The 26017-nt window shown below is 61.9% G+C and carries 22 protein-coding genes and 2 tRNA genes; 23 read left to right on the plus strand and 1 reads right to left on the minus strand.

Translation table 11 applies throughout. From position 1 onward, the window contains the following. The first annotated feature begins 3 nt into the window (after positions 1–3). On the plus strand, positions 4–669 hold the full coding sequence (locus ACTNBB_RS03645; RefSeq protein WP_154515404.1) for a DUF4956 domain-containing protein: 666 nt from the start codon (positions 4–6) through the stop codon (positions 667–669). 66 nt (positions 670–735) lie between these two features. Then, entirely contained in the window at positions 736–1728 is a 993-nt protein-coding gene (locus tag ACTNBB_RS03650; protein ID WP_441056701.1) for a PLP-dependent transferase, read from the plus strand. Between the two features lie 101 nt (positions 1729–1829). On the opposite strand, the gene ACTNBB_RS03655 is transcribed toward ACTNBB_RS03650, so the two are convergent. Then, positions 1830–2174 carry a winged helix-turn-helix domain-containing protein gene (locus ACTNBB_RS03655; protein WP_441056703.1) on the minus strand — a complete coding sequence of 115 codons (345 nt, stop codon included), beginning with the start codon at positions 2172–2174 and terminating at the stop codon, positions 1830–1832. A 193-nt stretch (positions 2175–2367) separates the two neighbouring features. Between ACTNBB_RS03655 and ACTNBB_RS03660 the strand changes: the two genes are divergently transcribed. The 21 genes from ACTNBB_RS03660 (at position 2368) to rpmF (ending at position 26008) form a co-directional block, all read left to right on the plus strand. Further along, positions 2368–3879 (plus strand): IMP dehydrogenase, encoded by a 1512-nt coding sequence (locus ACTNBB_RS03660; protein WP_154515410.1) that lies wholly within the window; start codon positions 2368–2370, stop codon positions 3877–3879. 370 nt (positions 3880–4249) lie between these two features. Continuing rightward, positions 4250–6826, plus strand: a complete 2577-nt coding sequence (leuS, locus tag ACTNBB_RS03665; RefSeq protein ID WP_427747319.1) for a leucine--tRNA ligase — start codon at positions 4250–4252, stop codon at positions 6824–6826. 256 nt (positions 6827–7082) lie between these two features. Beyond that, positions 7083–7577 (plus strand): ribosome maturation factor RimP, encoded by a 495-nt coding sequence (gene rimP, locus ACTNBB_RS03670; protein ID WP_441033500.1) that lies wholly within the window; start codon positions 7083–7085, stop codon positions 7575–7577. 1 nt (position 7578) lies between these two features. Next, the gene (gene nusA / locus ACTNBB_RS03675; protein ID WP_154515419.1) at positions 7579–8826 is read left to right on the plus strand and encodes a transcription termination factor NusA; all 1248 of its coding nucleotides are present in this window, start codon (positions 7579–7581) and stop codon (positions 8824–8826) included. Between the two features lie 91 nt (positions 8827–8917). Next, positions 8918–11593 (plus strand): translation initiation factor IF-2, encoded by a 2676-nt coding sequence (gene infB / locus ACTNBB_RS03680; RefSeq protein ID WP_427719633.1) that lies wholly within the window; start codon positions 8918–8920, stop codon positions 11591–11593. 12 nt (positions 11594–11605) lie between these two features. Further along, positions 11606–12016 carry a 30S ribosome-binding factor RbfA gene (rbfA, locus tag ACTNBB_RS03685; protein WP_006234038.1) on the plus strand — a complete coding sequence of 137 codons (411 nt, stop codon included), beginning with the start codon at positions 11606–11608 and terminating at the stop codon, positions 12014–12016. Further along, positions 12009–13052, plus strand: a complete 1044-nt coding sequence (locus ACTNBB_RS03690) for a DHH family phosphoesterase (protein ID WP_427719632.1) — start codon at positions 12009–12011, stop codon at positions 13050–13052. The genes rbfA and ACTNBB_RS03690 overlap by 8 nt, the downstream gene beginning before the upstream one ends. Before the next feature lie 15 nt (positions 13053–13067). Further along, positions 13068–14000: a tRNA pseudouridine(55) synthase TruB gene (truB, locus tag ACTNBB_RS03695; protein WP_441056705.1), complete on the plus strand. Its 933-nt coding sequence runs from the start codon at positions 13068–13070 to the stop codon at positions 13998–14000. Continuing rightward, complete coding sequence (ribF, locus tag ACTNBB_RS03700) at positions 13997–15004, plus strand: riboflavin biosynthesis protein RibF (protein WP_441056707.1); 1008 nt, start codon at positions 13997–13999, stop codon at positions 15002–15004. The genes truB and ribF overlap by 4 nt, the downstream gene beginning before the upstream one ends. Continuing rightward, positions 14997–17105, plus strand: coding sequence for a DNA primase (dnaG, locus tag ACTNBB_RS03705; RefSeq protein ID WP_441056709.1), 2109 nt, complete (start codon positions 14997–14999; stop codon positions 17103–17105). The genes ribF and dnaG overlap by 8 nt, the downstream gene beginning before the upstream one ends. 110 nt (positions 17106–17215) lie before the next feature. Then, positions 17216–18559 carry an RNA polymerase sigma factor RpoD gene (gene rpoD, locus ACTNBB_RS03710; RefSeq protein ID WP_370450567.1) on the plus strand — a complete coding sequence of 448 codons (1344 nt, stop codon included), beginning with the start codon at positions 17216–17218 and terminating at the stop codon, positions 18557–18559. Positions 18560–18901: 342 nt separating this feature from the next. Continuing rightward, positions 18902–18976 (plus strand) — tRNA-Asn (locus ACTNBB_RS03715). 33 nt (positions 18977–19009) lie between these two features. Then, positions 19010–19084 (plus strand) — tRNA-Asn (locus tag ACTNBB_RS03720). A gap of 162 nt (positions 19085–19246) precedes the next feature. Then, positions 19247–19636 (plus strand): Asp23/Gls24 family envelope stress response protein, encoded by a 390-nt coding sequence (locus ACTNBB_RS03725; RefSeq protein ID WP_187361832.1) that lies wholly within the window; start codon positions 19247–19249, stop codon positions 19634–19636. A 27-nt stretch (positions 19637–19663) separates the two neighbouring features. Further along, entirely contained in the window at positions 19664–21325 is a 1662-nt protein-coding gene (locus ACTNBB_RS03730) for a DAK2 domain-containing protein (RefSeq protein WP_441056711.1), read from the plus strand. A gap of 10 nt (positions 21326–21335) precedes the next feature. Further along, positions 21336–23513, plus strand: a complete 2178-nt coding sequence (recG, locus tag ACTNBB_RS03735; protein WP_441056713.1) for an ATP-dependent DNA helicase RecG — start codon at positions 21336–21338, stop codon at positions 23511–23513. Beyond that, positions 23510–24154: a 16S rRNA (guanine(966)-N(2))-methyltransferase RsmD gene (rsmD, locus tag ACTNBB_RS03740; RefSeq protein WP_441056715.1), complete on the plus strand. Its 645-nt coding sequence runs from the start codon at positions 23510–23512 to the stop codon at positions 24152–24154. Before recG ends, rsmD begins: the two co-directional genes overlap by 4 nt. Next, positions 24147–24644 carry a pantetheine-phosphate adenylyltransferase gene (coaD, locus tag ACTNBB_RS03745; protein WP_154515440.1) on the plus strand — a complete coding sequence of 166 codons (498 nt, stop codon included), beginning with the start codon at positions 24147–24149 and terminating at the stop codon, positions 24642–24644. Before rsmD ends, coaD begins: the two co-directional genes overlap by 8 nt. A 68-nt stretch (positions 24645–24712) precedes the next feature. After that, complete coding sequence (locus tag ACTNBB_RS03750) at positions 24713–25210, plus strand: ATPase (RefSeq protein ID WP_154515443.1); 498 nt, start codon at positions 24713–24715, stop codon at positions 25208–25210. After that, entirely contained in the window at positions 25210–25764 is a 555-nt protein-coding gene (locus tag ACTNBB_RS03755) for a YceD family protein (RefSeq protein WP_441033356.1), read from the plus strand. The genes ACTNBB_RS03750 and ACTNBB_RS03755 overlap by 1 nt, the downstream gene beginning before the upstream one ends. A gap of 64 nt (positions 25765–25828) precedes the next feature. Then, positions 25829–26008, plus strand: coding sequence for a 50S ribosomal protein L32 (gene rpmF / locus ACTNBB_RS03760; protein WP_022094017.1), 180 nt, complete (start codon positions 25829–25831; stop codon positions 26006–26008). The last annotated feature ends 9 nt before the right edge of the window (positions 26009–26017 follow it).

The raw sequence follows: 26017 nt of genomic DNA on the forward strand, positions 1-26017 counted from the left end.
ACCATGAGCACCAGGGACTTTTTTAAGAACTCCGTCTTGGAGGCGTTTGGTCAGGTCGACCCTGCCAAGATCGGCCTGTCACTGCTCGTGGCGCTCGCCATGGGCATCCTGATCTATTACGTGTACAAGCGCTTTTTTACCGGCGTGGTGTATTCGCGTAGCTTTGCCGTGACGCTCGTGGGCATGTGCGTGCTCACCTGCATGGTCACGCTCGCGATCTCGACAAACGTGGTCATCTCGCTCGGTATGGTCGGTGCTCTGTCCATCGTCCGCTACCGTACGGCGGTCAAGGACCCGCTCGACCTGCTGTATCTGTTTTGGTCCATTACCACGGGCATTACGGCGGGAGCCGGCATGTATGCGCTCGTGGGGCTCGCGGCAGCAGTGATCGTGCTGATGATCGCCGGCTTTGCGAGCCGCCAGGACAAGTCGCGCGTGTACATGATGGTCATTCACTACACGGGCCAGACCGCTGGCGACGATATCGTGCGCGCGTTTGGGCGCACCAAGTTCACCGTTAAGTCCAAGACTATGCGCGGCGACAAGGTGGAGATGGCCGTCGAGGTGTTCTCTGACGGTGTGGATATGCCCTATGCCGACGCCATCCGTGCCCTCGATGGCGTGGAGGACCTAACGCTCATCCAATACAACGGCGAATACCACGGCTAGAACCCTAGCGAGTAGATTGGGGAAACATCCGCATCGTGGGCTTTTGTTTTGAAGGGACGGTGTCACGTGGACGTACAACAGCTAGAAGAGGCCTGGGCTGCAAGGGCTGGCGCGCGCGAGGCGCGACTGGTTGCAGCCTCGCATGTGCCGGCGGCGCTGTCTCTGTTGGGGATTGTGCGTCCCGGCGATCGCCTGGTGGCCTTTGCGGATGACTTTGCCGAAGCGTTTGCTTGCGGCTTTGAGGGCTGCGATGTCGTGCTGGTGGGCTCGCCGTCCGCCGAGGCGTTTGCTGCTGCGTCCGAGGGCTTTGATGCTTCGCTTGATGCCGAGGGGCCGCACCTGTGGTGGTTCGCCAACTCCATTGGCGCGTTCGGTCTGCGTGTGCCCGATTTGCGCGCGTTAGGCCGCGCCGCGCGTGAGGCCCATGCACTGCTGGTTGTTGACAACACCGTGGCTGACGTCTTTGGCTGCAATCCGCTGAGCTTGGGCGCCGTGCTGTCGCTCGAGGCACTCGACCGCGTGTGTGCCGGTAAGGCCCCGCGTAAGCTCGTTGCCGCTTCGGTGGCGCGATCGCAGGTCAAGCGCCATCGTGTGGATGCCGCGGCTGAGTGCGCGCATGCGTTGTTTGCGGGCTGCGGTGCGTCGGCGCTCGATCTTTCTGCTGAGGAGGCCGACGTGCTGGAGCGCGGGCTTTCCTCGCTTAACGCTCGCATGCAGGCTCACTTCGATCGAGCCCGTGCGCTGGCCGAGTATCTGGCCGCGAACGAGATGGTGCGCAGCGTGCGCTATCCCGGGCTGAGCTCACATCCTGACCATGCGGTTGCAACGGGAATCCTCGAGCATGGCTTTGGCCCGGCAGTTGAGTTTGATCTTATCGAGCGTAACGCGGGAGAGTTGTTCGACGCTTTGCCGGGGGAGTTTCGCACATCGCCTGCCGGCGGCGCAACGACGCGTCTTTCGGCCCCACGTGGCAAGCAGGGGGACACCATCCGCCTCTTCGCCGGCACCGACGATCCCCTGACGGTAGCCGCCGCCCTCGATAACGCCCTCCGACAGTAGCTAATTTGGGACGGGGCTTTTTTAGCTACCCAATGTCAATTTTTGGCTATGAGTTAAGAATGCTCTGGATGGGTAGCTAAAAAAGCCCCGTCCCAAATTAGCTACTCTTTGATGGTGTCGATCAGGTCGTTGGCCCTTGCGGCTATGACTTCGTTGATCTCTGCCTGCAGCTCCTCGTAGGCCGCTATGGCTCGCTCGCCGGCGGGGGTGAGCGAGCTCCCGCGGGCGCCGTCGCGCTCGATGAGCTTGCACCCCAGCTGCCCCTCGGCCTCGTTCACAATGCGCCATGCCTTGGAATAGGCCATGCCCATGCTCTTGGCGGCACGGTTGATCGAGTGTTCGCGGGCGATACCCTGCAGCAGCAAGACGCAGCCGTGGCCGAACACGCCCGGTAGATCATTGTCGCACGACTGAATGACCAGTTTTGCCGTCGTCTTGTACTCCATGCGCTCCACGTCTCTCCGCTAAAGTGTTTGCTGGGCAAACGCAAAGCCTGCGTTAAACCCTCGTGTGCTCTTCTTAAGTCATGCATTGTAGCAGTCAAAGTGCGTTAAGATACTTGCCCAGTATTGGGCGCCCAAGGTTGGGCTGGGTCCTACGAGGCCTGCAGCCGACCGGTCGCATGGAAAAAGGAGAAACATGGCTACGTTCTTTCCCGGTGAGTCCCACACGTTTTCGGAGTATCTGCTGGTCCCTGGTTATTCGTCCTCGCAGTGCATCCCCAACAACGTCTCTCTTAAGACGCCGCTAACCCGCTTTAAGCGCGGCGAGAAGCCGGCAATCACCCTGAACATCCCCATGGTTTCCGCCATCATGCAGTCCGTCTCGGGCGTCGACATGGGTGTCGCGCTCGCTACCGAGGGCGGCCTGTCCTTCATTTACGGTTCCCAGACCCCCGAGTCCGAGGCCGCCATGGTCAAGGCCGTCAAGGATCACAAGGCCGGCTTTGTCCAGTCCGATTCCACGCTGACCCCCGACATGACCATGGAGCAGGTCATCGAGCTCAAGGAGAAGACCGGTCACTCCACCATGCCGGTCACCGACGACGGCACTCCCAAGGGTAAACTCCTGGGTATCGTTACCAGCCGTGACTATCGCCCCAGCCGCGATGACCACCAAAAGAAGGTCTCCGAGTTCATGACCCCGCGTGAGCAGCTCATCGTGGGCGACAAGAACATCAGCCTCAAGGTTGCCAACGACGTCATCTGGGACAACAAGCTCAACGCCCTGCCCATTGTCGACGACAACGATCACCTTATGGGCATTGTCTTCCGCAAGGACTACGACAGCCACAAGACCAACCCCAACGAGCTGCTCGACGGCGACAAGCGCTACATGGTCGGCGCCGGCATCAACACCCGCGACTATGCCGAGCGCGTGCCGCTGCTCATCGAGGCCGGCGCCGATGTCCTGTGCATCGACTCTTCCGAGGGCTTCAGCGAGTGGCAGAAGCGCACCATCGAGTGGATTCGCGCCAACTACGGCGAGGATGTTAAGGTCGGTGCCGGCAACGTCGTTGACGCCGAGGGCTTCCGCTTTCTGGCCGACTGCGGTGCCGACTTTATCAAGGTGGGTATCGGCGGTGGCTCCATCTGCATCACCCGCGAGACCAAGGGCATCGGCCGTGGCCAGGCCACCGCGCTGATCGACGTCTGCCGCGCTCGCGACGAGTACTACGAGGAGACCGGCGTCTACGTGCCCGTGTGCTCCGACGGCGGTATCGTCTACGACTACCACATGACGCTCGCCCTTGCCATGGGTGCCGACTTTATGATGCTGGGCCGTTACTTCGCCCGCTTTGACGAGAGCCCGACCGAGCGCGTCAACGTCAACGGTCAGTACATGAAGGAGTACTGGGGCGAGGGTTCTGCGCGTGCCCGCAACTGGCAGCGCTACGACCTGGGCGGCGCCGCGAAGCTCAGCTTTGTCGAGGGCGTCGACTCCTACGTTCCCTACGCCGGCTCCCTTAAGGACGGCGTGGGCGGCACGCTCTACAAGATCAAGTCCACGATGTGCAACTGCGGCGCCCTCTCGATTCCCGAGCTCCAGAAAAAGGCACGCCTGACCCTGGTGAGCTCGACCTCGATCGTCGAAGGCGGCGCCCACGACGTAGTCGTCAAGGATTCTCAGCAAAGCGTCAGCTACCGCTAAGCGGCTTTCCCAAGCACCGCACCTTGCCGTTCAAACCGTCGCTCGCGTACCAAAGTACGCGTCGCTCCTCTTTCACGGCAATCTGCGGCACTTGGAAAACCCGACCATGCTTGAGCGGGTAGCAATTAGCGGTTGATTCACAACCACGTTATTAAGATAAAGCGAGATGCCTGCAAGTCGCAGGCATCTCGCTTGTCGTATTTGCTATCATCAGTCAAGTTAACCTTAGGGTCGGTCGGCTTGGCTTTGTTCGCTACAAGTTCCGCACGCAAAGAAGAGCACTTAATGTGCTCTTCGTCTTGCGCAGGACTGTCCGCAGTAGCGAATAGAGCCAAGCCGACCGACCCCAGCTAAGATTAAAGGAGCTGATATGTGCGATTGCACAGATCATAAGGACGAGATCCCTGCCTACGACGCGCAGGCCATTGAGTCCAAGTGGATGAAGGCCTGGGAGGACTCCAACCTCTTTGCCGTCGACACCGACGCCAGCAAGCCCAAGAAGTACGTGCTCGAGATGTTCCCGTATCCTTCGGGCGACCTGCACATGGGCCACGCGCGCAACTATACCATCGGCGATGCCATGGCCCGTCAGGCCCGTATGCGCGGCTTTGACGTGCTGCATCCCATTGGCTTTGACGCCTTTGGCCTGCCCGCCGAGAACGCCGCCATCAAGCACAACACGCAGGCTGCTGCCTGGACGTATAAGAACATGGACCAGGCGCTCGCCACGATGAAGCGCATGGGCTTCTCCTACGATCTGGATCGCATGGTCAAGACCTGCAGCCCCGACTACTACCGCTGGGGTCAGTGGATCTTTGAGAAGATGTGGGAAAAGGGCCTGGTCTACCGCAAGAAGAACCCGGTCAACTGGTGCCCCAACTGCAAGACCGTTCTGGCCAACGAGCAGGTTACCGAGGGCAAGTGCTGGCGCTGCGGCACCGAGCCCGAGAAGCGCGACCTTGAGCAGTGGTACTACAAGATTACCGAGTACTCCCAGGAGCTGCTCGACGATCTGGAGAAGCTCCCCGGCTGGCCCGAGCGCGTTAAGCAGATGCAGGCCAACTGGATCGGCCGCTCCGAGGGCGCCGAGGTCGACTTTACCCTGTGTGATGCCAACGGCGATCCCATCGAGGGCGACGAGGGCAAGATCACCGTCTTCACCACGCGTGCCGACACGCTCTTTGGCGTCTCCTTCTTTGTCCTGGCTCCCGAGTACGCTCGTCTGCACGAGCTCGTCGAGGGCACGGAGTACGAGGAGGCCGTGACCAAGATCGTCGAGGACTCCAAGCATATCTCTGCCGTCGAGCGTGCTCAGGGCACCCTCGAGAAGCATGGTGCCTTTACGGGCCGCTACGTGGTTAACCCCGTCAACGGCGAGAAGGTTCCCGTGTGGGTTGCCGACTATGTCGTTGCCGATTACGGCACCGGCGCCGTCATGGCCGTTCCCTGCGGCGACCAGCGCGACTTTGAGTTTGCCCGCAAGTACGACCTCCCGATCGTCCCGATCATCCTGGACGATGACGACCGCGCTGCCGTCGAGGCCAGTGGCGAGACCATCGATACCTTCCATGCCGAGACCGTCGACTGGGATTGCGCCCACGCTGCCGAGGGCACGCTCGTTCAGTCCGGCAAGTACACCGGCATGCGCGGCGGTAAGCACTCCGAGGGCGAGGCTGCCATCGTGGCCGACCTCGAGGCCATGGGCTGCGGTCGTCGCAAGGTCGAGTTCCGCCTGCGCGACTGGCTCATCAGCCGTCAGCGCTATTGGGGCAACCCCATCCCGGCCATCCATTGCGAGCACTGCGGCATTGTGCCCGTGCCCGAGGACCAGCTGCCGGTGACGCTGCCCGAGAACCTGGACCTGGGCGCCGGCGAGACCCTCGCCGAGTGCAAGGACTTCTACGAGACCACCTGCCCGGTCTGCGGCCGCCCGGCCAAGCGCGAGACCGATACCATGGACACCTTCACCTGCTCCAGCTGGTATTACCTGCGCTATACCGACCCGCACAACACCGAGCTGCCCTTCTCCCGCGAGGCGGCAGACCGTTGGATGCCCGTCGATAACTACATCGGCGGCATCGAGCACGCCATTTTGCACCTGCTCTACAGCCGCTTCTTTACCAAGGCGCTGCGCGACCTTGGTCTGCTCAGCGTGGACGAGCCCTTTACCAACCTGCTGTGCCAGGGCATGGTCAAGGACGAGAACGGCGACACCATGTCCAAGTCCAAGGGCAACGTCGTGCCTCCGAGCTCGGTTATCGAGCCCTACGGCGCCGACACCATGCGTCTGGCGATCCTGTTTATCGCCCCGCCCGAGAAGGACTTTGACTGGGATCCCAAGGCCGTCGAGGGTGCCAACCGCTTTATCAAGCGCGCCTGGCGTATCGTGTGGCAGCTTGTCCAGTCGGGTGATGCCAACGTTGCCTTCGACAAGTCCGTGCTCGACGAGACCGCGATGAAGCTCTATCGCGAGCGTCACCGCACCATCGCCAAGTGCACCGAGGACTTCGATCGCGGCCAGTTTAACACCGCGATCTCGGCCGTCATGGAGCTCGTCAACGCGGCGAGCGCCTACCTCAACGCCACCGAGGGCGCATCGCGCGACAAGGCGCTGTGCTACGGCGTGGCCAAGGACATCGTGAGCGTCCTTGCCCCCATCTGCCCGTTCTGGGCCGACGAGCTGTGGCACGAGGCACTCGGCTGCGAGGGCAACGCCTACACCGCCGCCTGGCCCGAGTTTGACCTGGCCGAGTCCATCGAGGACACGGTGCAGATCGTGGTCCAGGTGCTCGGTAAGGTCCGCGGCCGCATCGATGTGGCCCGCGATGCCTCCAACGAGGAGATGCAGGCTGCCGCCGAGGCCGCTGTTGCCAAGTGGCTCGAGGGCAAGACGGTCGTCAAGGCCATCTGCGTGCCCGGCAAGTTGGTCAACCTGGTGGTTAAGTAAACCTTGCGCATATAGTTGATGCACAATAGACGAGGGACGATCCGGCTGGGTCGTCCCTCTTTTTGGATATGGATACTTGCGACTACACCTAATTATCCATTTCTTGTGGAGAACCTGTGCTCACGCTGACCTGCGGGTTTGTGCTGTGGTTGCACGTTTTCGCAGGTATTGGTATAGTTTGCCTGTAAATGAAGTTGTAATTGAAAGAAGTGGGGTTTCGGCCCCGCTTCTTTTTTGTATGGATGGAGGTGCCGCAATGGTCAAGACCAAGACCGAGCAGGCGATCATCGACGCGCTCGAGGCCGTCGCTCCCCAGCACGATGTCGATATTGTCGACGTTGAGCTCGTGGGTGCCACCAAGGCCCCCTGCGTGCGTGTGCGTATCGAGGGTGCCGAGGGTCAGAGCCTGTCGCTCAACGACGTCACGGCCAACACCAAGTGGGTCGGCGACGTGATTGAGGAGCTCGACCCCATCTCTTCGAGCTATACGCTCGAGGTGTCGAGCCCGGGTATGGCGCGCCCGCTGCGCCGTCCGCGTGACTTTGCCCGCTTTGTGGGCGAGGACTGCGAGCTTTCCTCCACCGCCACCGAGGGCCGTCGCAAGTACTCCGGCAAGATTGCCGCCGCGACCGAGACCAACGTAACCCTCGAGCTCGAGGACGGCGAGTCTGTCACCCTCGATTTTTCCGATGTTAAAAAGTGCAAGTTGAAGCCCGTCTATGACTTCAAGCCCGCGAAGGAAGGAAACTAACATGGCAGCATCCGACATGATGTCCGCCCTGATGGAGCTTTGCCAGGAGAAGCACATCGACCAGCTCTACCTGATCGACCGTCTGGAGCAGTCGCTCGCCAAGAGCTATGCCGAGATCCTGCATCTTGAGTGGGGCGCCAAGGTGACCATCGACCGCACCACCGGCAAGATCTATGTCTACCGCCTGGAGCCGATCGACGATTCCATGGACGAGGAGGGCAACTTCACCGAGTTCGAGGAGATCGACGTCACCCCCAAGAACACCAGCCGCATCGCCGCCCAGCACGCCAAGGCCGAGATCAACGCCATCGTGCGCAACTCCGCCCGCGAGCAGATCTACGAGGAGTTCTCCGGGCGTATCGGCGACCTCATCAGCGGTACCGTACTGCAGTCCACACCCGACTTTACGATCGTCAAGATCCGCGAAGGCGTCGAGGCCGAGCTTCCGCACTTTGATCAGCGCCGCTACGAGAACGAGCGCAACGAGCGCCCCATGGGCGAGCGCTATCTGCACAACCAGCACATCAAGGCCGTGATCATTGACGTTCGCGACCCCAACTCCACGCTTCCGCCGGTTCGCGGCGAGCACAGCCGTCCGCCGATCGTTATCTCGCGTACCCACCCCGAGCTCATGCGTCGTCTGTTTGAGCAGGAGGTGCCCGAGATCTATGAGGGCACCGTCCAGATCAAGTCGATCGCCCGCGAGCCCGGTCAGCGCTCCAAGGTCGCCGTCCACTCGCTCGACGACCGCCTGGATCCCGTGGGCGCCTGCGTCGGCCCCAAGGGCAGCCGTGTGCGCGCCGTCGTGGGTGAGCTGCGCGGTGAGCGCGTCGACGTCATCCTGTGGGATGCCGATCCGGCCGTCTACGTCGCCAACGCCCTGTCGCCCGCCAAGGTCACTCGCGTCCTTATCGACGAGGAGAAGGCCTATGCCGGCGTCATCGTGCCCGACGACCAGCTTTCGCTCGCCATTGGCAAGGAGGGCCAGAACGCCCGCCTGGCCGCACGCCTGACCGGCTGGCACATCGACATTAAGTCCGAGACCCTTGCCGCCGACATCCTCAAGAACGTTCCCGTTCACGAGGAGCCTGCCGCCGACCTGATCGGTGACGAGGAGGATGACGACGCCCGTCGTTGCGAGTACGTGTCCGAGGACGGCATCCAGTGCCGCAACCAGGCCCGTCCCGGTTCCCGTTTCTGCGGTGTCCACGACACCGACGCCTTCGATGATGCGGAGGACCTGATCTAGCGCGCGGTTGCGCTGGACAGGTTCCGGCGCACATCCCACGCTCGTTCAGTCTCTAGGCACCCAAGGTGCCAGAAAGGGTAGGTGAAGTCATATGGCAAAAGTCCGTGTGTCCACCCTGGCCAAAGAGTTCGGCATGACCTCCAAGGAACTGATGGGTCACCTCGCCGAAATGAAGATTCCCGCTAAGTCTGCTTCCTCCGCGCTGGAGGACGCTTATGTTGCCATGGTCCGCAAGCAGCTTGCCTCGGTGATCGAGGCCCGCGCCCAGGAAGTCGAGGCCGCCAAGCAGGCCGAGGAGGAGGCTGCCGCCGCCGAGGAGGCAGCGCGTGCCGCCGAGGCCGAGCGCGAGCGCATTGCCGCCGAGAAGGCACGCGAGGAGGAGCGCCGCCAGTTTGCCGCCGCTCAGGCCGCCGAAGAGGCAGCCCGTGCCGAGGCCGAGGCCAAGAAGAAGGCCGAGCAGGAGCGCCTTGCCCGCGAGAAGGAGGAGGCTGCTCGCGAGGCCCAGCGCCGCGCCGTTCCCGCTTCCGACTCCGGTTCGCGCTTCCGTTCGCTGCTCGATCAGATCGCCGCACAGGAGACCGTGCTCAAGGAGAAGAAGGACGCCGAGGACAAGGCCAAGGCCGAGCGCGGCAACCGTCGCGGCGGCAACAACGATCGTCGTGGCGGCCGTCGCAACGACCGCAACGCCTCCGAGAGCCGCCCGCACAGCCATCGCACCAATGCCAGCAACAATGTCGCTGCCGGCATGGATTTTCCCAACCCCGATAAGCAGGGCAAGGGCAAGAAGCGCAAGGGTGGTCACAACAGCGAAGAGGACCACTACAGCCGCATGGCGCGCGAGGCCGAGGAGTACAGCCGCGAGAAGGTTCTCGAGGAGGCCCGTGCCGCCGTCGAGGAGGCCTCTCGCGAGTCCACCGGTCGCCGCAAGAAGCGCAAGGAGAAGCGCGAGCGCGAGGCCGCTAGGGCTCAGGAGGAGCGCAAGATTGAGGAGGCGCTGGCCCAGGGCGTGAACCCCGAGGAGCTCGACGCCATCAAGGTCTCCCAGGGCGTTACCGTCCAGGAGCTTGCCGAGGCGCTCGACGTTCCGGCCAACGACATCATCAAGCGCCTGTTCCTGCTGGGCACCCCGCTCACCATGACGCAGTCCATGTCCGACGACCTTGTCGAGCTCGTTGCCGACGACTTGGGCCGTCAGATCAGGATCATCACCCCCGAGGAGGAGAACACCTTCTCGTTCTACGACGATCCCGCCGACCTTAAGCCCCGCGCCCCGGTCGTCACCGTCATGGGTCACGTCGACCACGGCAAGACGAGCTTGCTCGACGCCATCCGCCACACCGGCGTCGCTGCCGGCGAGGCTGGCGGCATTACCCAGGCCATCGGCGCATCGCAGGTCATGATCAACGACCGCAAGATCACCTTCATCGATACCCCGGGCCACGCTACCTTTACGGCCATGCGTGCCCGTGGCGCCAAGGTGACCGACATCGTCATCCTGATCGTCGCCGCCGACGACGGCGTCATGCCCCAGACGGTCGAGTCGATCAACCACGCCAAGGCCGCCGGCGTTCCCATCGTCGTCGCCGTCAACAAGATCGATAAGCCCGGCGCCAACCCCGACCGTGTGCGCCAGGAACTCACCGAGTACGGTGTTATCCCCGAGGAGTGGGGCGGACAGAACATGTTCGTCAACATCTCGGCCAAGCAGAAGATCGGTATCGACGACCTTCTGGAGACCGTGCTGCTCCAGGCCGATGTGCTCGAGCTCAAGGCCAACCCCGATACCTTCGCCTCGGGCAACGTCCTCGAGGCCAAGCTCGACAAGGGCCGCGGCTCGGTCGCTACCGTGCTCGTGACCCGCGGTACCCTGCACGTGGGCGATACGCTGGTCGCCGGCCTTACCTATGGCCGCGTCCGCGCCATGCTCGACCCCAAGGGCCGCGCCGTCACCGAGGCCGGTCCCTCCGACGCCGTCGAGATCCTGGGCCTGCAGTCCGTGCCCAACGCCGGTGACGAGTTCCGCGTATTCGAGGACGAGCGCGAGGCGCGCGCCCTGGCCGATGAGCGCTCGCTCAAGGCCCGCATCGAGGAGCAGAGCCGCGTGAAGCACGTCACGCTCGAGAACCTCTTCGAGACCATCGCCGACGCCGAGGTCAAGGAGCTCAACCTGATCATCAAGGCCGACGTCCAGGGCTCCATCGAGGCCCTTCAGGACTCGCTCGACAAGATGGATCAGTCCGAGGTCCGCATCAACACGATCCACTCCGCGGTCGGTGCCATCAACGAGACCGACGTCGTCCTGGCCGACGCCTCCAACGCCATCATTATTGGCTTTGGCGTGCGTCCCGACGGTAAGGCCCGCTCCGCTGCCGAGCGCGAGGGCGTCGAGATTCGTTGCTACGACGTTATCTACAAGTGCCTCGAGGAGCTCGACGCTGCCCGTATCGGCATGCTCAAGCCCACCGAGGTCGAGGTCTCCACGGGTACCGCGACCGTCCTGGACACCTTTAAGGTGCCCAAAGTCGGTATCGCCGCCGGTGTCCGCGTCGAGGAGGGCGAGATCGCCGCGACCGATTCCGTGCGCCTGGTGCGCGACGGCATCGTTGTCTTTAACGGTAAGATCGCCTCGATGCGCCACTACAAGGACGAGGCCAAGAGCCTCAAGAGCGGTTCCGAGGGCGGCATTGGCCTGGAGAACTTCCAGGACATCAAGCCCGGCGACCAGATCGAGGGTTACCGTATCGACCAGGTTGCCCGTACCGAGTAGGGGGGTAGCGCTATGAAGCAAACGCAGGCAACCCGCCGTCTGGGCGAGCAGCTTCGCGAGAAGCTCGGTTATATCCTTCTCTTTGAGGTTTCCGATCCGCGTCTCGACCTGGTCACCCTGACCGCGGTCGAGGTCGCGGTGGACCGTTCGTTCGCGCGCGTGTACGTGTCGTGCGATGCGAGCCGCTACGATGAGGTCATGGAGGCGCTCGCCAGCGCCAAGGGCCGCATTCGCAGCCTGTTGGCTCGCTCGCTCGACTGGCGCGTCACGCCCGAGCTCGATTTTCGCATCGATCGCTCGACCGATGAGGCCGAGCGCATTACGCGTGCGCTGGAGAATGTCCCGGCCACGCTGGCGATCGAAAAGGACGAGGACGGCTATCCCATAGCGGATGCCGCCCAGGAGGCAGCTTTAGATGACTAATTCCGCCGACCTCGTCTCGTGCGAGTCTGCAGATATTAAACGACGCATCCTCGAGCTTATCGAGGGTGCGTCCTCCATTGCGATCTCGGGTCATACCTCTCCCGACGGCGATGCCCTGGGCTCCGTGTTGGGCTTGGGTCTCTCGCTCATGAAGGCGTTCCCCGACAAGGACATCGCGCTGCTGCTCGCAGACGACGATCCCGTTCCGCGTATTTACCGCTTTATGGAAGGCGCCGATCGTCTGGTGCCGGCTTCGAGCTTTACGGGCGATCCCGACCTGTTTATCTCGGTGGATGTGCCGGTTGTCGAGCGTCTGAACAACTCGGCCGACGTGCTCCGCCGCTCCAAACATGTGGTGTGCTTTGACCACCATCCGGCGCGCGAGGAGTTTGCCGAGGTAAGCCTGAGGCGTGTCGATGCTGCGGCGTGCGCCATGATCATCGACCGCTTTCTGGATGATTGCGGCATTGTCGTTCGCGATCGCATCGCCACCTGTCTGCTCTGCGGCCTGGTTACCGATACCGGTCGTTTTCAGTATCAGAATGCCGATGCCGCTGCGTTCCATGCGGCTTCGCGCCTGGTGGCGCACGGTGCCGACCCGGCGCGTGTCGCGCTCGAGGTCTATCAGAGCATGCGCGTCGAGTTCTTGCACCTCAAGTCCATCGTCATGGGCCGCATCAAGACGGTCGCGCACGGGCGCGTGGCGTATAGCTACGCGTACGAAAGCGACCTTAAGGAATGTGGCGTCACCTCGGATGAGTGCGACGGCTTGGTCGATGTGGTGCGCTCGGTGATGGGTGTCGAGGTCTGCCTGTTCCTTAAGGGCATCGAGGGCGATACCAAGGTGCGCGGAAACCTGCGCTCCAAGGGCGACATGGATGTCTCCGAGATTGCGGCCAACTTTGGCGGAGGCGGACATCACGCTGCCGCCGGCTTTACCAATAACGGAACGATTTTCGAGACGCTCACCGCGGCACTTCCCATGCTGGCCGAGCTGGTGGGGGAGGATCCCGCTTCGGTGACCGTCGAGCTTTAACTTTTTGGATGGTACATGGCTCGTCGTACGCCTTCTCAATTGAATATGCTGCTCGCCGTCGATAAACCGGTGGGCTGCACGTCCCACGACGTGGTTTCGCGGTGCCGGCGCGCCCTCCATGAGCGGCGCGTCGGTCATGCCGGCACGCTCGACCCCATGGCGTCGGGTGTCATGGTGGTGGGCGTGGGCCAGGCTACGCGTCTGCTGGGCATGCTTACCCTCGATACCAAAAGTTACGTCGCCGATATCTCGTTTGGCGCCGAGACCAATACCGACGATGCGGAAGGCGAGGCCGTCCGTACGGTTGCCATTGCACCCGAGCTGCGCGATCCGGCCTATGCCCGTGAGCGCTTGAGCGCCATGCTGGGCCCTCAGATGCAGATCCCGCCGGCGTTTTCGGCTATTTCGGTCAACGGCGTACGCGCCTATAAGTCTGCACGTGAGGGCAATGCCGTTGAGTTGCCTGCGCGCCCGGTCGAGGTATATTCTGCCGACCTGATCGCCGTGAGTGGCGAGGGCGATTCCTGCATTTGGACCGTTGCCTTCTCGGTGAGCAAGGGCACCTATATCCGTGCGCTCGCTCGCGACCTGGGTCGCGCCTGCGATAGTGCCGCGCATATTTCTGCGCTGCGCCGTACCGCTTCTGGCGTTGTCTCCATCGGTGCCTGCCATGCGGTCGAGGAGCTTTCTGCCGAGTCCGCTGCCGGCTTTGCCTTGGACCCCATTGCGGCCCTCGGCGCCACGCGCGTTGACTTGCCGGGCAATCTTGCGGAAGATCTGCTGTGCGGACGTCGTATTCCTATTGATCGCGCGCTCGCCGGCTTCGATGTGTCTAAAGCGCCGTTTGCGCTGGTGCTCGATGGCGGGCTCAAGGCTTTGGCTCGTATCGAGGATGGTCGCTTTGTGATGGAGCACGTCTTTCCGCAGGCGATCGGCGGTGTTCGATGATGCTGGACCCTCGCGAGCTCGCGCGCACATTTTTTGTGGGCGCGGCGGCGGAGGCCCGCATCGTTTTGGCTGATGCTTTTGGTGACTGCGAGTCTATGGGTGCCGCCTCGATTGCCATCGGCGTGTTCGATGGCGTGCATAGGGGACATCGTGAGCTGATCGACGCGGTCATTCGCGATGCGCGCGTCCACGGCTGCAAAGCGGTAGTCGTAACGTTTGACCCTGATCCAGATGTTGTGGTGAGCCCTGCGCCCGCTCAAAAATTGATGACGACGGCCGACCGCCTGCATGCCCTGGCTCAGACTGGGGTCGATGCCGTGGTGGCTGTTCCCTTTACGCCTGCGGTAGCGTCGCTCGACCACGTGGGCTTTCTTGAGCTGTTGGCGCATGCTGTCGACATTCGCTCCATTCGCGTTGGCAGCGATTTTAGGCTGGGCCGCGGCGGTGCCTCGGGCGTTGCCGAGATGCAGGCATGGGGTGTCGAGCGCGGTGTTGACGTGTATGGGCACAATTTGCTGTGCGAGGCCGGCGAGGCTATCTGCGCCACCCGCATTCGACGTGAGCTGAGCTTGGGCCACGTTGAGCTGGCAGCCGATCTACTCGGCCGTCCCTATATGGTGCGCGGCGGCGTGATTCGCGGTCGCCACGAGGGCTCCGATATGGGATTTCCTACGGCAAACCTGCTGGTGCCAAACGGAATTCAGCTGCCTGCCGATGGCGTCTACGAGGGCCTTGTGCTGGTCGACGATACCGTGTGGCCCGCTGCCGTCAACGTGGGCCTGCCGCCGACGTATGCCGACGATGCCGCTTCGGCGCATCTCGAGGCCAACTTGATCGGGTATGCGGGCGACCTGTATGGACGTTCGGTTTCGTTGGCGTTTACGCGTTGGCTGCGTCCTTCGCGCGTGTTCGATTCGCTGGACGAGCTTATCGCGACCGTCGAGGGTAATATTGACGATATCCGTCATAACTTGGGTGAGCAGGGGGTGAGCATCCGTGATTAGCGATGAGGAGAAAGACCAGGTGCGCGCTGCGTCCGACCTGGTTGCCATTGTGCAGGAAACGGTTGAGCTCAAGCCTCGCGGCCATGAGTTTTGGGGTTGCTGCCCCTTCCATGGCGAAAAGACCCCATCGTTTCACATTATCCCCGCTACGCAGGTTTGGCACTGCTTTGGCTGCGGCGAGGGCGGCGACGTCTTTACCTACATCATGAAGCGCGAGAACCTGAGCTTTCCCGAGTCGATTCGCTACCTGGCCGATCGTGCCGGCATTGAGCTGCACGATACCGGCGCGCAGCGCGATCGCGGCACCAAGCGCGCCCGTATCTATGACCTGTGCGCCGAGACGGCCCAGTTCTATCACACCATGCTCATGCGCGGTAAGGACAGCCGTCCGCGTGAGTACTTTGCCAGCCGCGGTATGGGTGGCGACGTCTGCCGTCGCTACTGCCTGGGCTTTGCGCCGGGTCGCAATATGTTGGTGGCCCATCTGTCGCAGAAGGGCTTTACCCCGCAGGAGATGATCGACGCCAACGTGGCCGTGAGCCGCGGGCGCGGACAGCTTGCCGATCGTTTTTACGACCGCGTGATGTTTCCCATCTTTGACGAACAGGGTCATAACATCGCCTTTGGCGGTCGTATTATGGGCGACGGCCAGCCCAAGTACCTCAACACCGCCGAGACGAGCGTGTTTCATAAAAAGAGAAACCTCTACGGCTTTAACTGGGCCAAGGAGTTTATCGTCGCGCAGGATACCGCCATCGTGGTGGAGGGATATACCGACTGCATCGCCTGCTGGGAGGCAGGGATCAAAAACGTCGTCGCCACGCTGGGTACGGCGCTGACGGAACATCACGTAAAGACGCTCACCCGTTTTGCCAAGCGCATTGTGTATATGTTCGATGGTGACGCCGCCGGTCAAAAGGCCGCGCGCCGCGCGATTCAGTTTATCGAGCAGGATTCGATGGACCTGCGCTGCGTGGTGCTTCCTGACGGTAACGACCCCATGGAGTTCATCACGGCGCATGGTGGCGAGGCACTGCAGGCGCGTATCGACGCCGCCGAGCCCCTCATGGACTTTGTGTACCGCTCACTGCAGGAGTCGAGCGACATTACCACGCCGGGCGGTCGCGCCAAGGCGCTCGAGGATGCGCTGACGCTCATCTATCCGCTGCGCGATAGCTACATGATCGATACGTACTTTATCCAGATCGCCGACCTTCTGGGCCTGGATTTGGAGACGGTACGCTCGAGCTCGGGCCGTGTGTTTCGCGATGTCGCCAAACGCGAGGACGCCGAGCGTCGTCGCGAGCAGAACTACGAGCGCCAGCGGGCACAGGCCGAGCGCGCAGGAGGCGCGGGCGGTCGGGCGTCCGGTCCGCAGGGGGCATCTCGCGGCGCCTGGGCGTCGGGGACGACGCCGCCGGTATCCACACCGGTCGAGGAGGAACCGTACGACTATGTGCCGCTCGAGGCCTACGGGGCCGCGCCGGTCGAGGTCGTCGACGATATGCCGCCGATCGATGTGCCTGCTGGCATGGACGCGGCGCCCGCGGGGTCTGCTTCGACCGCTTCCGTTCCGGCGACGCCGATCGTGCTGACCGATCTGGAGCGGAAGTCTCTGGCGGGGGAGCGCGAGCTGTTGACGATGCTCACCAGCTACCCCGACCTATTCCGCACGTACGCCGATCGCATCTGCTCGATCGAGTGGGTAGACCCCCGTCACGAGTCCATCGCGTGGGCCGTGCTCGCGACGCCGCCGGGCACCGACCCCGCGGCGTGCATGGACGCCGCGCGCGCGGTGTGTCCCGAGGCGGCTTCGCTTGTCAGCGCCGGGCGCATCTCGGCGACGAGCAAGCACCCCACCGAGACGAACATCGTCTTTATGCTCGATACGCTTGAGCTTTACACCATCAAGCGCCGTATGCGGGCTGCTCAGGCCAAGCTGCGCCAGGACCGGTCGCTCGACGATGACGCGCGCCGTGCATTGACCATGCAGGCCGCGCAGGATTCTTTGCGCCAGCGCGAGCTCCAGAAATCGATTGGCGGCGTGGCCGATCCGTTCCGGTTGATTGGTTTGGAGGCCGCGGGTCCCGATCAGGCCTAGATGTTGTGGTCAATCGGCATGTTATCTGCTATATCCAGTCTGAATTTTGGGTATAGACGTGTAAGTGTGTGCTAAAGTAATGTGTCCTGTGGACTACGAAGGGAGAATCTGTGCCAAATAAGACTGAGAGCACGGGTACTGGGCTGGAATCCTACGTTGCTAAGCTCATGGGCAACGGCTCAAACAGGACTTCGGTAACCGAGGACGAGATCCAGGTCGTCCTGAAGGATATCGATGTTTCTGACGAGCAGCTCAACGCGGTCTATTCCGCGCTGCGCAACAGCGGCATCCAGATTATCTCCGCGAGCGGAAACGACGACGCCCCCATGGACGTCGACGATGACGATAACGATACCGACGATTTCGATGACGACGAGGAGCACGATTCCGGCTCGCTCGACGATCATGAGCTTAAGATGGCCCGTCAGGCCGATGCCGAGATGGGTTCTTGCAAGAGCAAAAAGAAGCGCACCGTCCGCACGTCCCGTTCACGTTCTCGCGTGCGTGGCATCGATGCCTCCACGGTGATGCTGACCGGTGACCCGGTTCGTATGTACCTTAAGGAGATCGGCAAGGTCGACCTGCTGACCGCCTCCGAAGAGGTCGATCTGGCCATGAAGATCGAGGCCGGCCTCGAGGCCACCGAGAAGCTCGAGGCCGCCGAGGCGGGCGAGATCGAGCTCACTCGCGCCGAGATGCGTCGTCTGACTCGTATCGAGAACGTGGGCCTCGAGGCCAAGCAGGCGCTCATCAGCGCCAACCTCCGTCTGGTCGTCTCCATCGCCAAGCGCTACGTCGGTCGCGGCATGCTGTTCCTGGATCTGATCCAGGAGGGCAACCTCGGTCTGATCCGCGCCGTCGAGAAGTTCGACTACCAGAAGGGCTTCAAGTTCTCCACGTACGCCACGTGGTGGATCCGTCAGGCCATCACGCGCGCTATCGCCGACCAGGCCCGTACCATCCGTATTCCCGTGCACATGGTCGAGACCATCAACAAGCTTGTCCGCGTGCAGCGCCAGCTCCTCCAGGATTTGGGTCGCGACCCGACCCCCGAGGAGATCGGTGCCGAGATGGACATGAGTGCCGACCGCGTCCGCGAGATCCAGAAGATCTCGCAGGAGCCCGTGTCGCTCGAGACTCCTATCGGCGAGGAAGAGGATTCCCAGCTGGGCGACTTTATCGAGGACTCCCAGGCCATCGTTCCGCCCGATGCCGCCAGCTTCTCCATGCTGCAGGAGCAGCTCACCCAGGTGCTCGACTCGCTTGCCGATCGTGAGCGCAAGGTTATTGAGCTGCGCTTTGGACTTGTCGACGGACATCCCCGCACGCTCGAGGAAGTCGGCCGCGAGTTTGGTGTCACGCGCGAGCGCATCCGCCAGATCGAGTCCAAGACCCTGGCCAAGCTCCGCCACCCCAGCCGCTCCAGCAAGCTCAAAGACTACATCGAAAGCTAGTCATGCAAGAAGCGCCCTCAAGCACATCCGCTTGAGGGCGCTTTCATGTAACAAGGGCCGGCAGTTGGGGCACGGGTAGTCTTTTTGGGACGGGGCTTTTTTAGCTGCCCTATCTCAATGAGCGGCTCAAGCTTTAAAGGCCCCAGATTGGGTAGCTAAAAAAGCCCCGTCCCAAAAAGACTACCCTGGGCGTCTGGTTGATTAGTCGTTGGGGACGTTCTTGAATGACTAGTCGTTTAAGAACGTCCCCAATGACTGGGTCGGAAAATTTCTCAAAAAAGTTCTTGCCCTGAGCTGATTCGTCCGTATAATAAACTTCGTTGCTTGAGAGCATGCACTTATTCCTCGGTAGCTCAATGGTAGAGCACGCGGCTGTTAACCGCGCTGTTGTAGGTTCGAGTCCTACCCGGGGAGCCAGAGTTTCTCAGCCCAATCTGCTGGGCTTTAAATTCCTCGGTAGCTCAATGGTAGAGCACGCGGCTGTTAACCGCGCTGTTGTAGGTTCGAGTCCTACCCGGGGAGCCAGATTGTAAAACCCGTCGCTTTTGCGGCGGGTTTTTTTCATACCGCGATTCCTTAACGCAAACGTTGCCATATCAACATTTCGTGTCGAGGATGTAATCCCGCGACCCACCACCTCAACATGGCGCGGTCGTTGTAGAATATTGCAATGATTGCTCCCACGACATGGTGCCGCGAGCACCAGATAAGGAGATTCTTGTGTCTGAGACCATTAACGGCAGCCTGAGCGTCTCGAACGACGTTATTGCCGATATTGCCGGTTATGCCGCGATGACGTGCTATGGCGTCGTCGGTATGGCCGAGCAGCTCCAAGGCGCCGAGAGCGTGCGCCTGCTTGCCGGTCAGCGCCTCCGCAAGGGCGTGCTTGTCTCCGCCGACGAGAACGGCCTTACGGTCGACCTTCACGTCGTGCTCGAGAACGGCGTCAACATGAAGTCCGTCTGCCACAATCTTTCGAGCTCCGTTGCTTTCACCCTGCAGGAGATCGCCCAGATCGATCCCGCCAGCCTTAAGATCGGCATTCACATCGACGCGCTCAAGAGCCGTCTAAACTAGCATCCGAAAACGGAGATTCAAATACTCATGATTGTAAAGACCATTCGCACCTGTTTTCCGATCGCTGCGGCTGCCGTTTCCGACAAGGCCGAGGAGATCAATAAACTCAACGTCTTTCCCGTGCCCGACGGCGACACCGGCACCAACATGTCGCTCACGCTCGCCTCGGTGACCAAGGAGCTTTCCGCCCTTCCCGCCGATGCCGATATGGAGGCCATCGCCGGCGCCATCACCCACGGCTCCCTCATGGGCGCCCGCGGCAACTCCGGCGTTATCACCTCGCAGATCCTGCGCGGCGTGGCCGAGGGGCTCGTCTCTGTCGATGAGCCCATCACGTCTGCCGACATCGCGCATGCTTTCCGTCGCGCCGTCAAGGTCGCCTTCCAGGCCGTCCGCAAGCCCATCGAGGGCACGATTCTTACGGTCCTGCGCGACGTCTCGACCAAGGCCGACGAGTGCGAGAAGAAGAAGTTCTCGGCCGAGGACGCGCTCGACGCCATCGTCGTCGAGGCCTACCAGTCTGTGGCTCGCACGCCCGACCTGCTGCCCGTTCTGAAGGAGAACGGCGTGGTCGACTCCGGCGCCTTTGGCTTTGCCATCTTCCTGGAAAACTTCGTTGCCGCTGCTCTGGGCCGCAGCACCGTTGTCGAGGATTTCTCCACCACGTTTGATTCCGCTGGTTCTGCCCGCGATGCGGCCCTCGGTCGCGTCGAGATCGAGGCCAACGACGACTGGGAGGGCTCGGAGTTCCGCTACTGCAACGAGTTCCTCTTTAAGGCCGACGCCCCGTTTGACGAGGACGAGTGCCTTAAGTTCCTGGGTTCCATGGGCGACTGCGAGCTGCTCGTGGGCGCCTACCCCGACTACAAGATCCACGTGCACTCCAACACCCCCAACCTGGTGCTCGAGCACATGTTGCAGCTTGGCCAGATCTATGAGGTCTTTATCCACAACATGGAGATGGAGGCCCACGACCGTACCGCTAAGATCCATGAGGACCAGGAAAAGGCCGCCGAGCCCGCCAAGGCCCTGGGTTTTGTCGCCGTTGCCGCCGGTTCCGGTGAGGCCGACATCCTCAAGTCCCTCGGCGTCGACGTAGTCGTTTCGGGTGGCCAGACCATGAACCCCTCGACCGCCGACCTGCTGGGCGCGGTGGACCAGGTCAACGCGACTTCGGTCATCATCCTGCCCAATAACGGCAATATCCGTATGGCTGCCGAGGCTGCCGCTTCTGCCTGCACCGACAAAAAGGTCGCCGTGGTTCCCACCAAGACCGTTCCGCAGGCGTTCTCCGCTCTGTTCGCGGTGCTGCCCGATTCCGAGCTCGAGGACGCCGTCGCCGCCATGGTCGATGCCATCAGCGAGGTTCGCGATGGCGAGGTCACCCGTGCCGTGCGCGATTCCAGCGCCTCTGACGGCTCGCCGATTCACTCCGGTGACGCCATGGGTATCATTGCCGGCTCCATCGACGTGGTCGGCTCCGATGTGAAGCAGGTCACGCTCGACTGCATCAACCGCATGCAGGAGGAAGAGGAGGGCGACGCGCTGACGATTCTGGCCGGTGAGGAGCTGTCCGATGAGGCCTTCCAGGAGATCGTCGACGCCATCGAGGAGGCTCAGCCCGACCTGGAGATTGACGCCCATCGTGGCGAGCAGCCGCTCTATCCCGTGATCTTCTCGATCGAGTAGGCATCTGCCCATGTCCGAGCTGTGCTCCGTGCCGCGCGTCTCGGAGCGCTTTGCCCAGAGCAATGCGCTCGACGAGGATATCGCGCGACTCAAATATGTTTCGGGTAAACGTGAGGAGGCCCTTCGCCGTCTGGGAATTAGGACGGTGGGGGACCTCCTTCTCCATATCCCTCATCGATATCTGGACTTTACACGCTCCTGGTCCATCGAGATGGCGCCTATCGGTACGGTGTGCACGATCGTCGCCACGGTCGATCGTATCGTTCAAAAGCAGCCCCGCCCACGTATGCAGGTTACCGAGGTCTCGCTTGTGGACGAGACGGGCGTGCTGCAAGTCGCTTTTTTCCGCCAGCCCTGGATTGCCCAGCAGCTCAAGCAGGGCGACCGCCTGGCCGTGATGGGTAAGGTCGAATTTGCCTACGGCTTTAAGCAGATGGCCTCGCCGCATTTCGAAAAGCTCGAGGACGGGCGTGCCGCGGGCACCATCCTGCCGGTTCACTATGTGAGCGACGGTGTGAGCCAGGCTTGGATGCGCCGTATCGTGAGCGGCGCGCTCGAGATTGTCGGCAATCCCTTCGACCCGATTCCCGCGCCCCTGCGCGCCAAGCGCCGCCTTATGAGCAGCGCCCGTGCGCTGCGTTCGATTCACTTTCCCTCGAGTATGGCCGAGCGCGATATCGCGCGCGCACGGCTTGCCTATGAGGAATGCCTCTATCTTCAGCTGGCGCTTCGTCTGCGCAACGACGGCGGTATGGTCGAGGTGGTTCCCTACACTCATACCGCGGGTGGTCATTTGACGGCGCTTAGACGGGCCCTGCCGTTTTCGCTGAGCGACGAGCAGGAGGCCGCGTTCCAAGACATCCTGCATGACATGTGCGATGGCGACCACGTGATGAACCGCTTGCTGCTGGGCGATGTCGGTACCGGCAAGACCGCCGTCGCCGCCTGCGCGCTGGCAGTCGCGGCCGATTCGGGTACCCAGTCCTGCGTCATGGCACCCACGGGCGTGCTGGCGCGTCAATATGCCGATAAGACCGGCCCTTTGCTCTCGCAGGCCGGTATGTCCTGGGCGCTCCTGACGGGTGCTACCCCGGCCGCCGAGCGCGAGCGCATCCATGCACAGCTGCAGTCTGGTGAGCTCGATGTGCTCTTTGGTACCCATGCGGTCCTTTCGGATAACGTAACGTTTAAACATCTTTCACTCGTCGTTATCGACGAACAGCACCGGTTTGGCGTGGGGCAGCGCAATGCCCTGCGTTCCAAAGGCCCAGGTGCGGACTTGCTCGTTATGACGGCCACGCCTATTCCGCGCACACTGGCGCTTTCGGTCTATGGCGACCTGGACACGTCCATCATTCGTCATCGCCCCGTTCCCGGGGCCGGCGTCTCGACGCGCGTGCTCACCGAGTCGAGCCGCGACCTGGCCTACGGTGCCATTCGCGAGGCGCATGCTCAAGGACAGCAGGCTTACGTTATCTGCCCGCTTGTGGAGCCGAGCGACTCCGCGGACGATTTGGAAGACGTTCCCGGCATTGCTCGCGACGATGAAGGTCGCGTGACGGTGCCCGTGCCGTTGCACGACACCGCGACCGAGCTCGACCGCCTGCGTCTGGCATTGCCGGGGCTTTCCGTCGAGCGTCTTCACGGCCGCATGTCGGCGGGGGAGAAGGACCGCGTGATCGACGCCTTTAAGCGCGGCGAGATCGACGTGCTCGTCTCGACTACGGTGGTCGAGGTGGGCGTCGACGTGCCCAACGCCACCGTCATGGTTATCGAGAACGGCGAGCGCTTTGGCTTGGCGGCCCTGCATCAGCTTAGAGGCCGCGTGGGCCGCGGCAGCGTGTCGGGCACGTGCCTGGTCATGACGCATTCCAAGGGCAATGGCGGTGTGTCTGCTGCGCAAGACCGCCTGCGGGCGCTCGAAAAGACCTCTGACGGTTTTGCACTTGCGCAGATGGACCTGCGTTTGCGCCACGAGGGCGAAATCTTGGGTTATCGCCAACATGGCGGTGTGACCCTGCGTTTTGTGGACCTGGACGCCGACGAGGATCTTATCGAATGGGCCCATTTGGACGCGGTCGAGCTCTTGCGGTATGCTTGCAACCTTGACTCCGTGGCGACGCGTCCCTTGCGCGATGCGGTCGCCACGCGTTATCGACATATCTTCAAGGAGGTCAGCGGAGGATGAGAATCATCGGCGGTGAATGGCGCGGCCGCAAGATCGAAGAGCCGCGTGGGCGCGATGTCACCCGTCCCACGACCGACCGCGTGCGCGAGGCATGTGCGTCCATGGTCATGTCGGCATTCGATTTCGATCTGGACGAGGTCCGCGTGCTGGATGCCTTTGGCGGCTCCGGTGCCCTGGGAATCGAGATGCTCTCGCGCGGCGCTCGCTCGCTCATCACGTTCGAGATCGATCGCAATGCCGCCCGACTGATCACTAAGAATATCGAGTCGCTGTGTCGCGACCGCTCGCGTTGGCGCGTCGTTACCGGCGATGTGTTGACGAGCGCCTCGCGCGGCCGTGTTCCGGGCGGCCCCTTTGATCTGGTCCTGCTCGATCCACCCTATGCCTTTGGCGCCGAGCCGGTCGAGGAGCTGCTGCGCAATCTTGCCCAGCAGGGCTTGCTGGCACCAGGGGCCTTTGCCCTGTTTGAGCATGCCGCAAGCGATGCGGGCGCTCATCCGGCTGGTTTTGAGACCGTGCGAGAGAAACGCTACGGCATTACCTCGGTTGACTTGCTGCGCTGGGTGGCCGCGGACGAGTGCGACCATGCTAATGACAGCGATATTGACGAGGACGTGCCTTTGGAGGATACCCATGAATGACACTATCAACCGCGTGATCGTTCCGGGTACGTTTGACCCCATCACGTTTGGTCACATCGATGTAATCCGCCGCGCCCGCCGCATTTTTCCCAGCGTGATTGTCGCCGTGGCGGAGTCGCAGGGCAAAAACGGCGTGGGCACCACCTTTATGCTCGATGAGCGCGTGGCGTTGGCCCGCGAGGCCCTGGGCGATATTGACGGTGTCGAGGTACTGCCCTTTACCGGCCTGTTGGTCGATTTTGCCCGTGAGCAGGGTGCGGGTGCTGTGGTCAAGGGCCTGCGCGCCATGACCGACTTTGAGTACGAGCTGCAGCAGGCGGACCTCAACTATCGCCTGGACAACGAGCTTGAGTCCATTTTTGTCATGAGTGCGCCGCAGTACGGCTATATCTCGAGCTCGGTGGTTCGTCAGATCGCATCGCTCGGAAGCGATGTGTCGACGTTTGTGCCGCCCAATGTGGTCGAAGCGCTTAAACATCGCTTTTCGTGACGTTTCATATTGCCTGATGGCATGTGGTAAACTAACACGATGACATGTTACCTATGAAAGGAGACCGGATGCCGGGCGAGAATTTTCCTGGCGACAGGATCGTGAGCCTTGTCGAGGAGCTCGAGGGGCTCATCGAAGAGGCTAAGACGCCGTTCGGCAAGAATGCCCAGATGAAGGTTATCGATGCCGACGTCTTCTTTAACATCCTTGACGAGATCCGTATGAGCTACCCCGAGGAGTGGCAGAAGTCCCGTCGCATCCTCAAGGAGCGCGACGAGCTTATGGCCTCCGCCGCCGCTCAGGCCGATTCCATCATTGCCGATGCTCAGCAGCAGGCACTCACCATTGCCGGTGAGCAGGAGATCGTCCGCTTGGCGCAGCAGCAGGCCGACGATATCCGTGATCGTGCCCAGCAGTACGAGCGCGAGACGCGCTATGCGGCCGAGGATTATGCCGAGCAGGTCTTTACGCACCTCGAGGAGAACCTCAAGAGCCTGACCGGCACCGTTACCCGTTGCCGTCAGCAGCTCAACGAGGGTGCCGCCCAGCAGAACGGTCAGTGGTAATGGCTGAGTTCCCGAGCGTTACCGTCGATCTTTCCGAGCAGCTCGAGTTTCCCGGAGACTCGTATCCGCTGACCGGCAAGGTCGATGTCGCCACCTACACGGTGGGCGAGAAGGAGTACCAGCTGCAGGACGGCATTACTTACGACGTGGTTTTTACCAATGCGGGCACCGGTGTTCTGCTCTCCGGCATGGTTCGAGCGCACGCCACCGGCGAATGCGACCGCTGCCTTGAGCTCGCCTCGTTTGATATCGCCGGCGAGATCGAGGAGTTCTACCTCTTTGAGGAGCCCGAGGATCCCGAGGCCTACGAGGACGGTTACGAGCTTTTGGGCGAGGACCGCATTGTCGATCTGGGGGAGCCCATTAACGACGCCGTTGTCATGGACACGCCGTTTGTGGTGCTCTGCAAGCCCGATTGCCGCGGCCTGTGCCCCACCTGCGGCATCAATCTCAACGTCGAGCAATGCGATTGCGCTGCCCAGGCCGAGGCCGAATGGGCCGCTGCCACGGAAAATCCATTTGCAGCATTGAAGAATCTCAATCTTGATGAGTAAAAATGTGGTAGTATCGCTACTTGCGCGTAATCGCCACACTGGATAGTTCATAAGGAAGGTCACTATGCCCGTACCTAAACAAAAGCAGGGTCGTATCCGTACCCATACCCGTCGTTCCGCCAACATGAAGATCTCGGCTGCGGCTCAGTCCACGTGCCCCCGTTGCGGCGCTGTCAAGCTCCCGCACCACGTGTGCCCCAGCTGCGGTTTCTACAAGGACCGCGAGGTTATCGTTACCGAGTAACTGTATACT

This window comes from Collinsella sp. HCP28S3_B9 (genome assembly GCF_052066095.1).
Classification (GTDB): domain Bacteria; phylum Actinomycetota; class Coriobacteriia; order Coriobacteriales; family Coriobacteriaceae; genus Collinsella.

Excerpts from the sequence above, each read along its gene's own strand:
- ACTNBB_RS03645 (WP_154515404.1), top strand. The coding sequence starts at position 4 with ATGAGCACCAGGGACTTTTTTAAGAACTCCGTCTTGGAGGCGTTTGGT.
- ACTNBB_RS03655 (WP_441056703.1), bottom strand. The coding sequence starts at position 2,174 with ATGGAGTACAAGACGACGGCAAAACTGGTCATTCAGTCGTGCGACAAT.
- ACTNBB_RS03660 (WP_154515410.1), top strand. The coding sequence starts at position 2,368 with ATGGCTACGTTCTTTCCCGGTGAGTCCCACACGTTTTCGGAGTATCTG.
- leuS (WP_427747319.1), top strand. The coding sequence starts at position 4,250 with ATGTGCGATTGCACAGATCATAAGGACGAGATCCCTGCCTACGACGCG.
- rimP (WP_441033500.1), top strand. The coding sequence starts at position 7,083 with ATGGTCAAGACCAAGACCGAGCAGGCGATCATCGACGCGCTCGAGGCC.
- nusA (WP_154515419.1), top strand. The coding sequence starts at position 7,579 with ATGGCAGCATCCGACATGATGTCCGCCCTGATGGAGCTTTGCCAGGAG.
- infB (WP_427719633.1), top strand. The coding sequence starts at position 8,918 with ATGGCAAAAGTCCGTGTGTCCACCCTGGCCAAAGAGTTCGGCATGACC.
- rbfA (WP_006234038.1), top strand. The coding sequence starts at position 11,606 with ATGAAGCAAACGCAGGCAACCCGCCGTCTGGGCGAGCAGCTTCGCGAG.
- ACTNBB_RS03690 (WP_427719632.1), top strand. The coding sequence starts at position 12,009 with ATGACTAATTCCGCCGACCTCGTCTCGTGCGAGTCTGCAGATATTAAA.
- truB (WP_441056705.1), top strand. The coding sequence starts at position 13,068 with ATGGCTCGTCGTACGCCTTCTCAATTGAATATGCTGCTCGCCGTCGAT.
- ribF (WP_441056707.1), top strand. The coding sequence starts at position 13,997 with ATGATGCTGGACCCTCGCGAGCTCGCGCGCACATTTTTTGTGGGCGCG.
- ACTNBB_RS03725 (WP_187361832.1), top strand. The coding sequence starts at position 19,247 with ATGGTGCCGCGAGCACCAGATAAGGAGATTCTTGTGTCTGAGACCATT.
- ACTNBB_RS03730 (WP_441056711.1), top strand. The coding sequence starts at position 19,664 with ATGATTGTAAAGACCATTCGCACCTGTTTTCCGATCGCTGCGGCTGCC.
- recG (WP_441056713.1), top strand. The coding sequence starts at position 21,336 with ATGTCCGAGCTGTGCTCCGTGCCGCGCGTCTCGGAGCGCTTTGCCCAG.
- rsmD (WP_441056715.1), top strand. The coding sequence starts at position 23,510 with ATGAGAATCATCGGCGGTGAATGGCGCGGCCGCAAGATCGAAGAGCCG.
- coaD (WP_154515440.1), top strand. The coding sequence starts at position 24,147 with ATGAATGACACTATCAACCGCGTGATCGTTCCGGGTACGTTTGACCCC.
- ACTNBB_RS03750 (WP_154515443.1), top strand. The coding sequence starts at position 24,713 with ATGCCGGGCGAGAATTTTCCTGGCGACAGGATCGTGAGCCTTGTCGAG.
- ACTNBB_RS03755 (WP_441033356.1), top strand. The coding sequence starts at position 25,210 with ATGGCTGAGTTCCCGAGCGTTACCGTCGATCTTTCCGAGCAGCTCGAG.
- rpmF (WP_022094017.1), top strand. The coding sequence starts at position 25,829 with ATGCCCGTACCTAAACAAAAGCAGGGTCGTATCCGTACCCATACCCGT.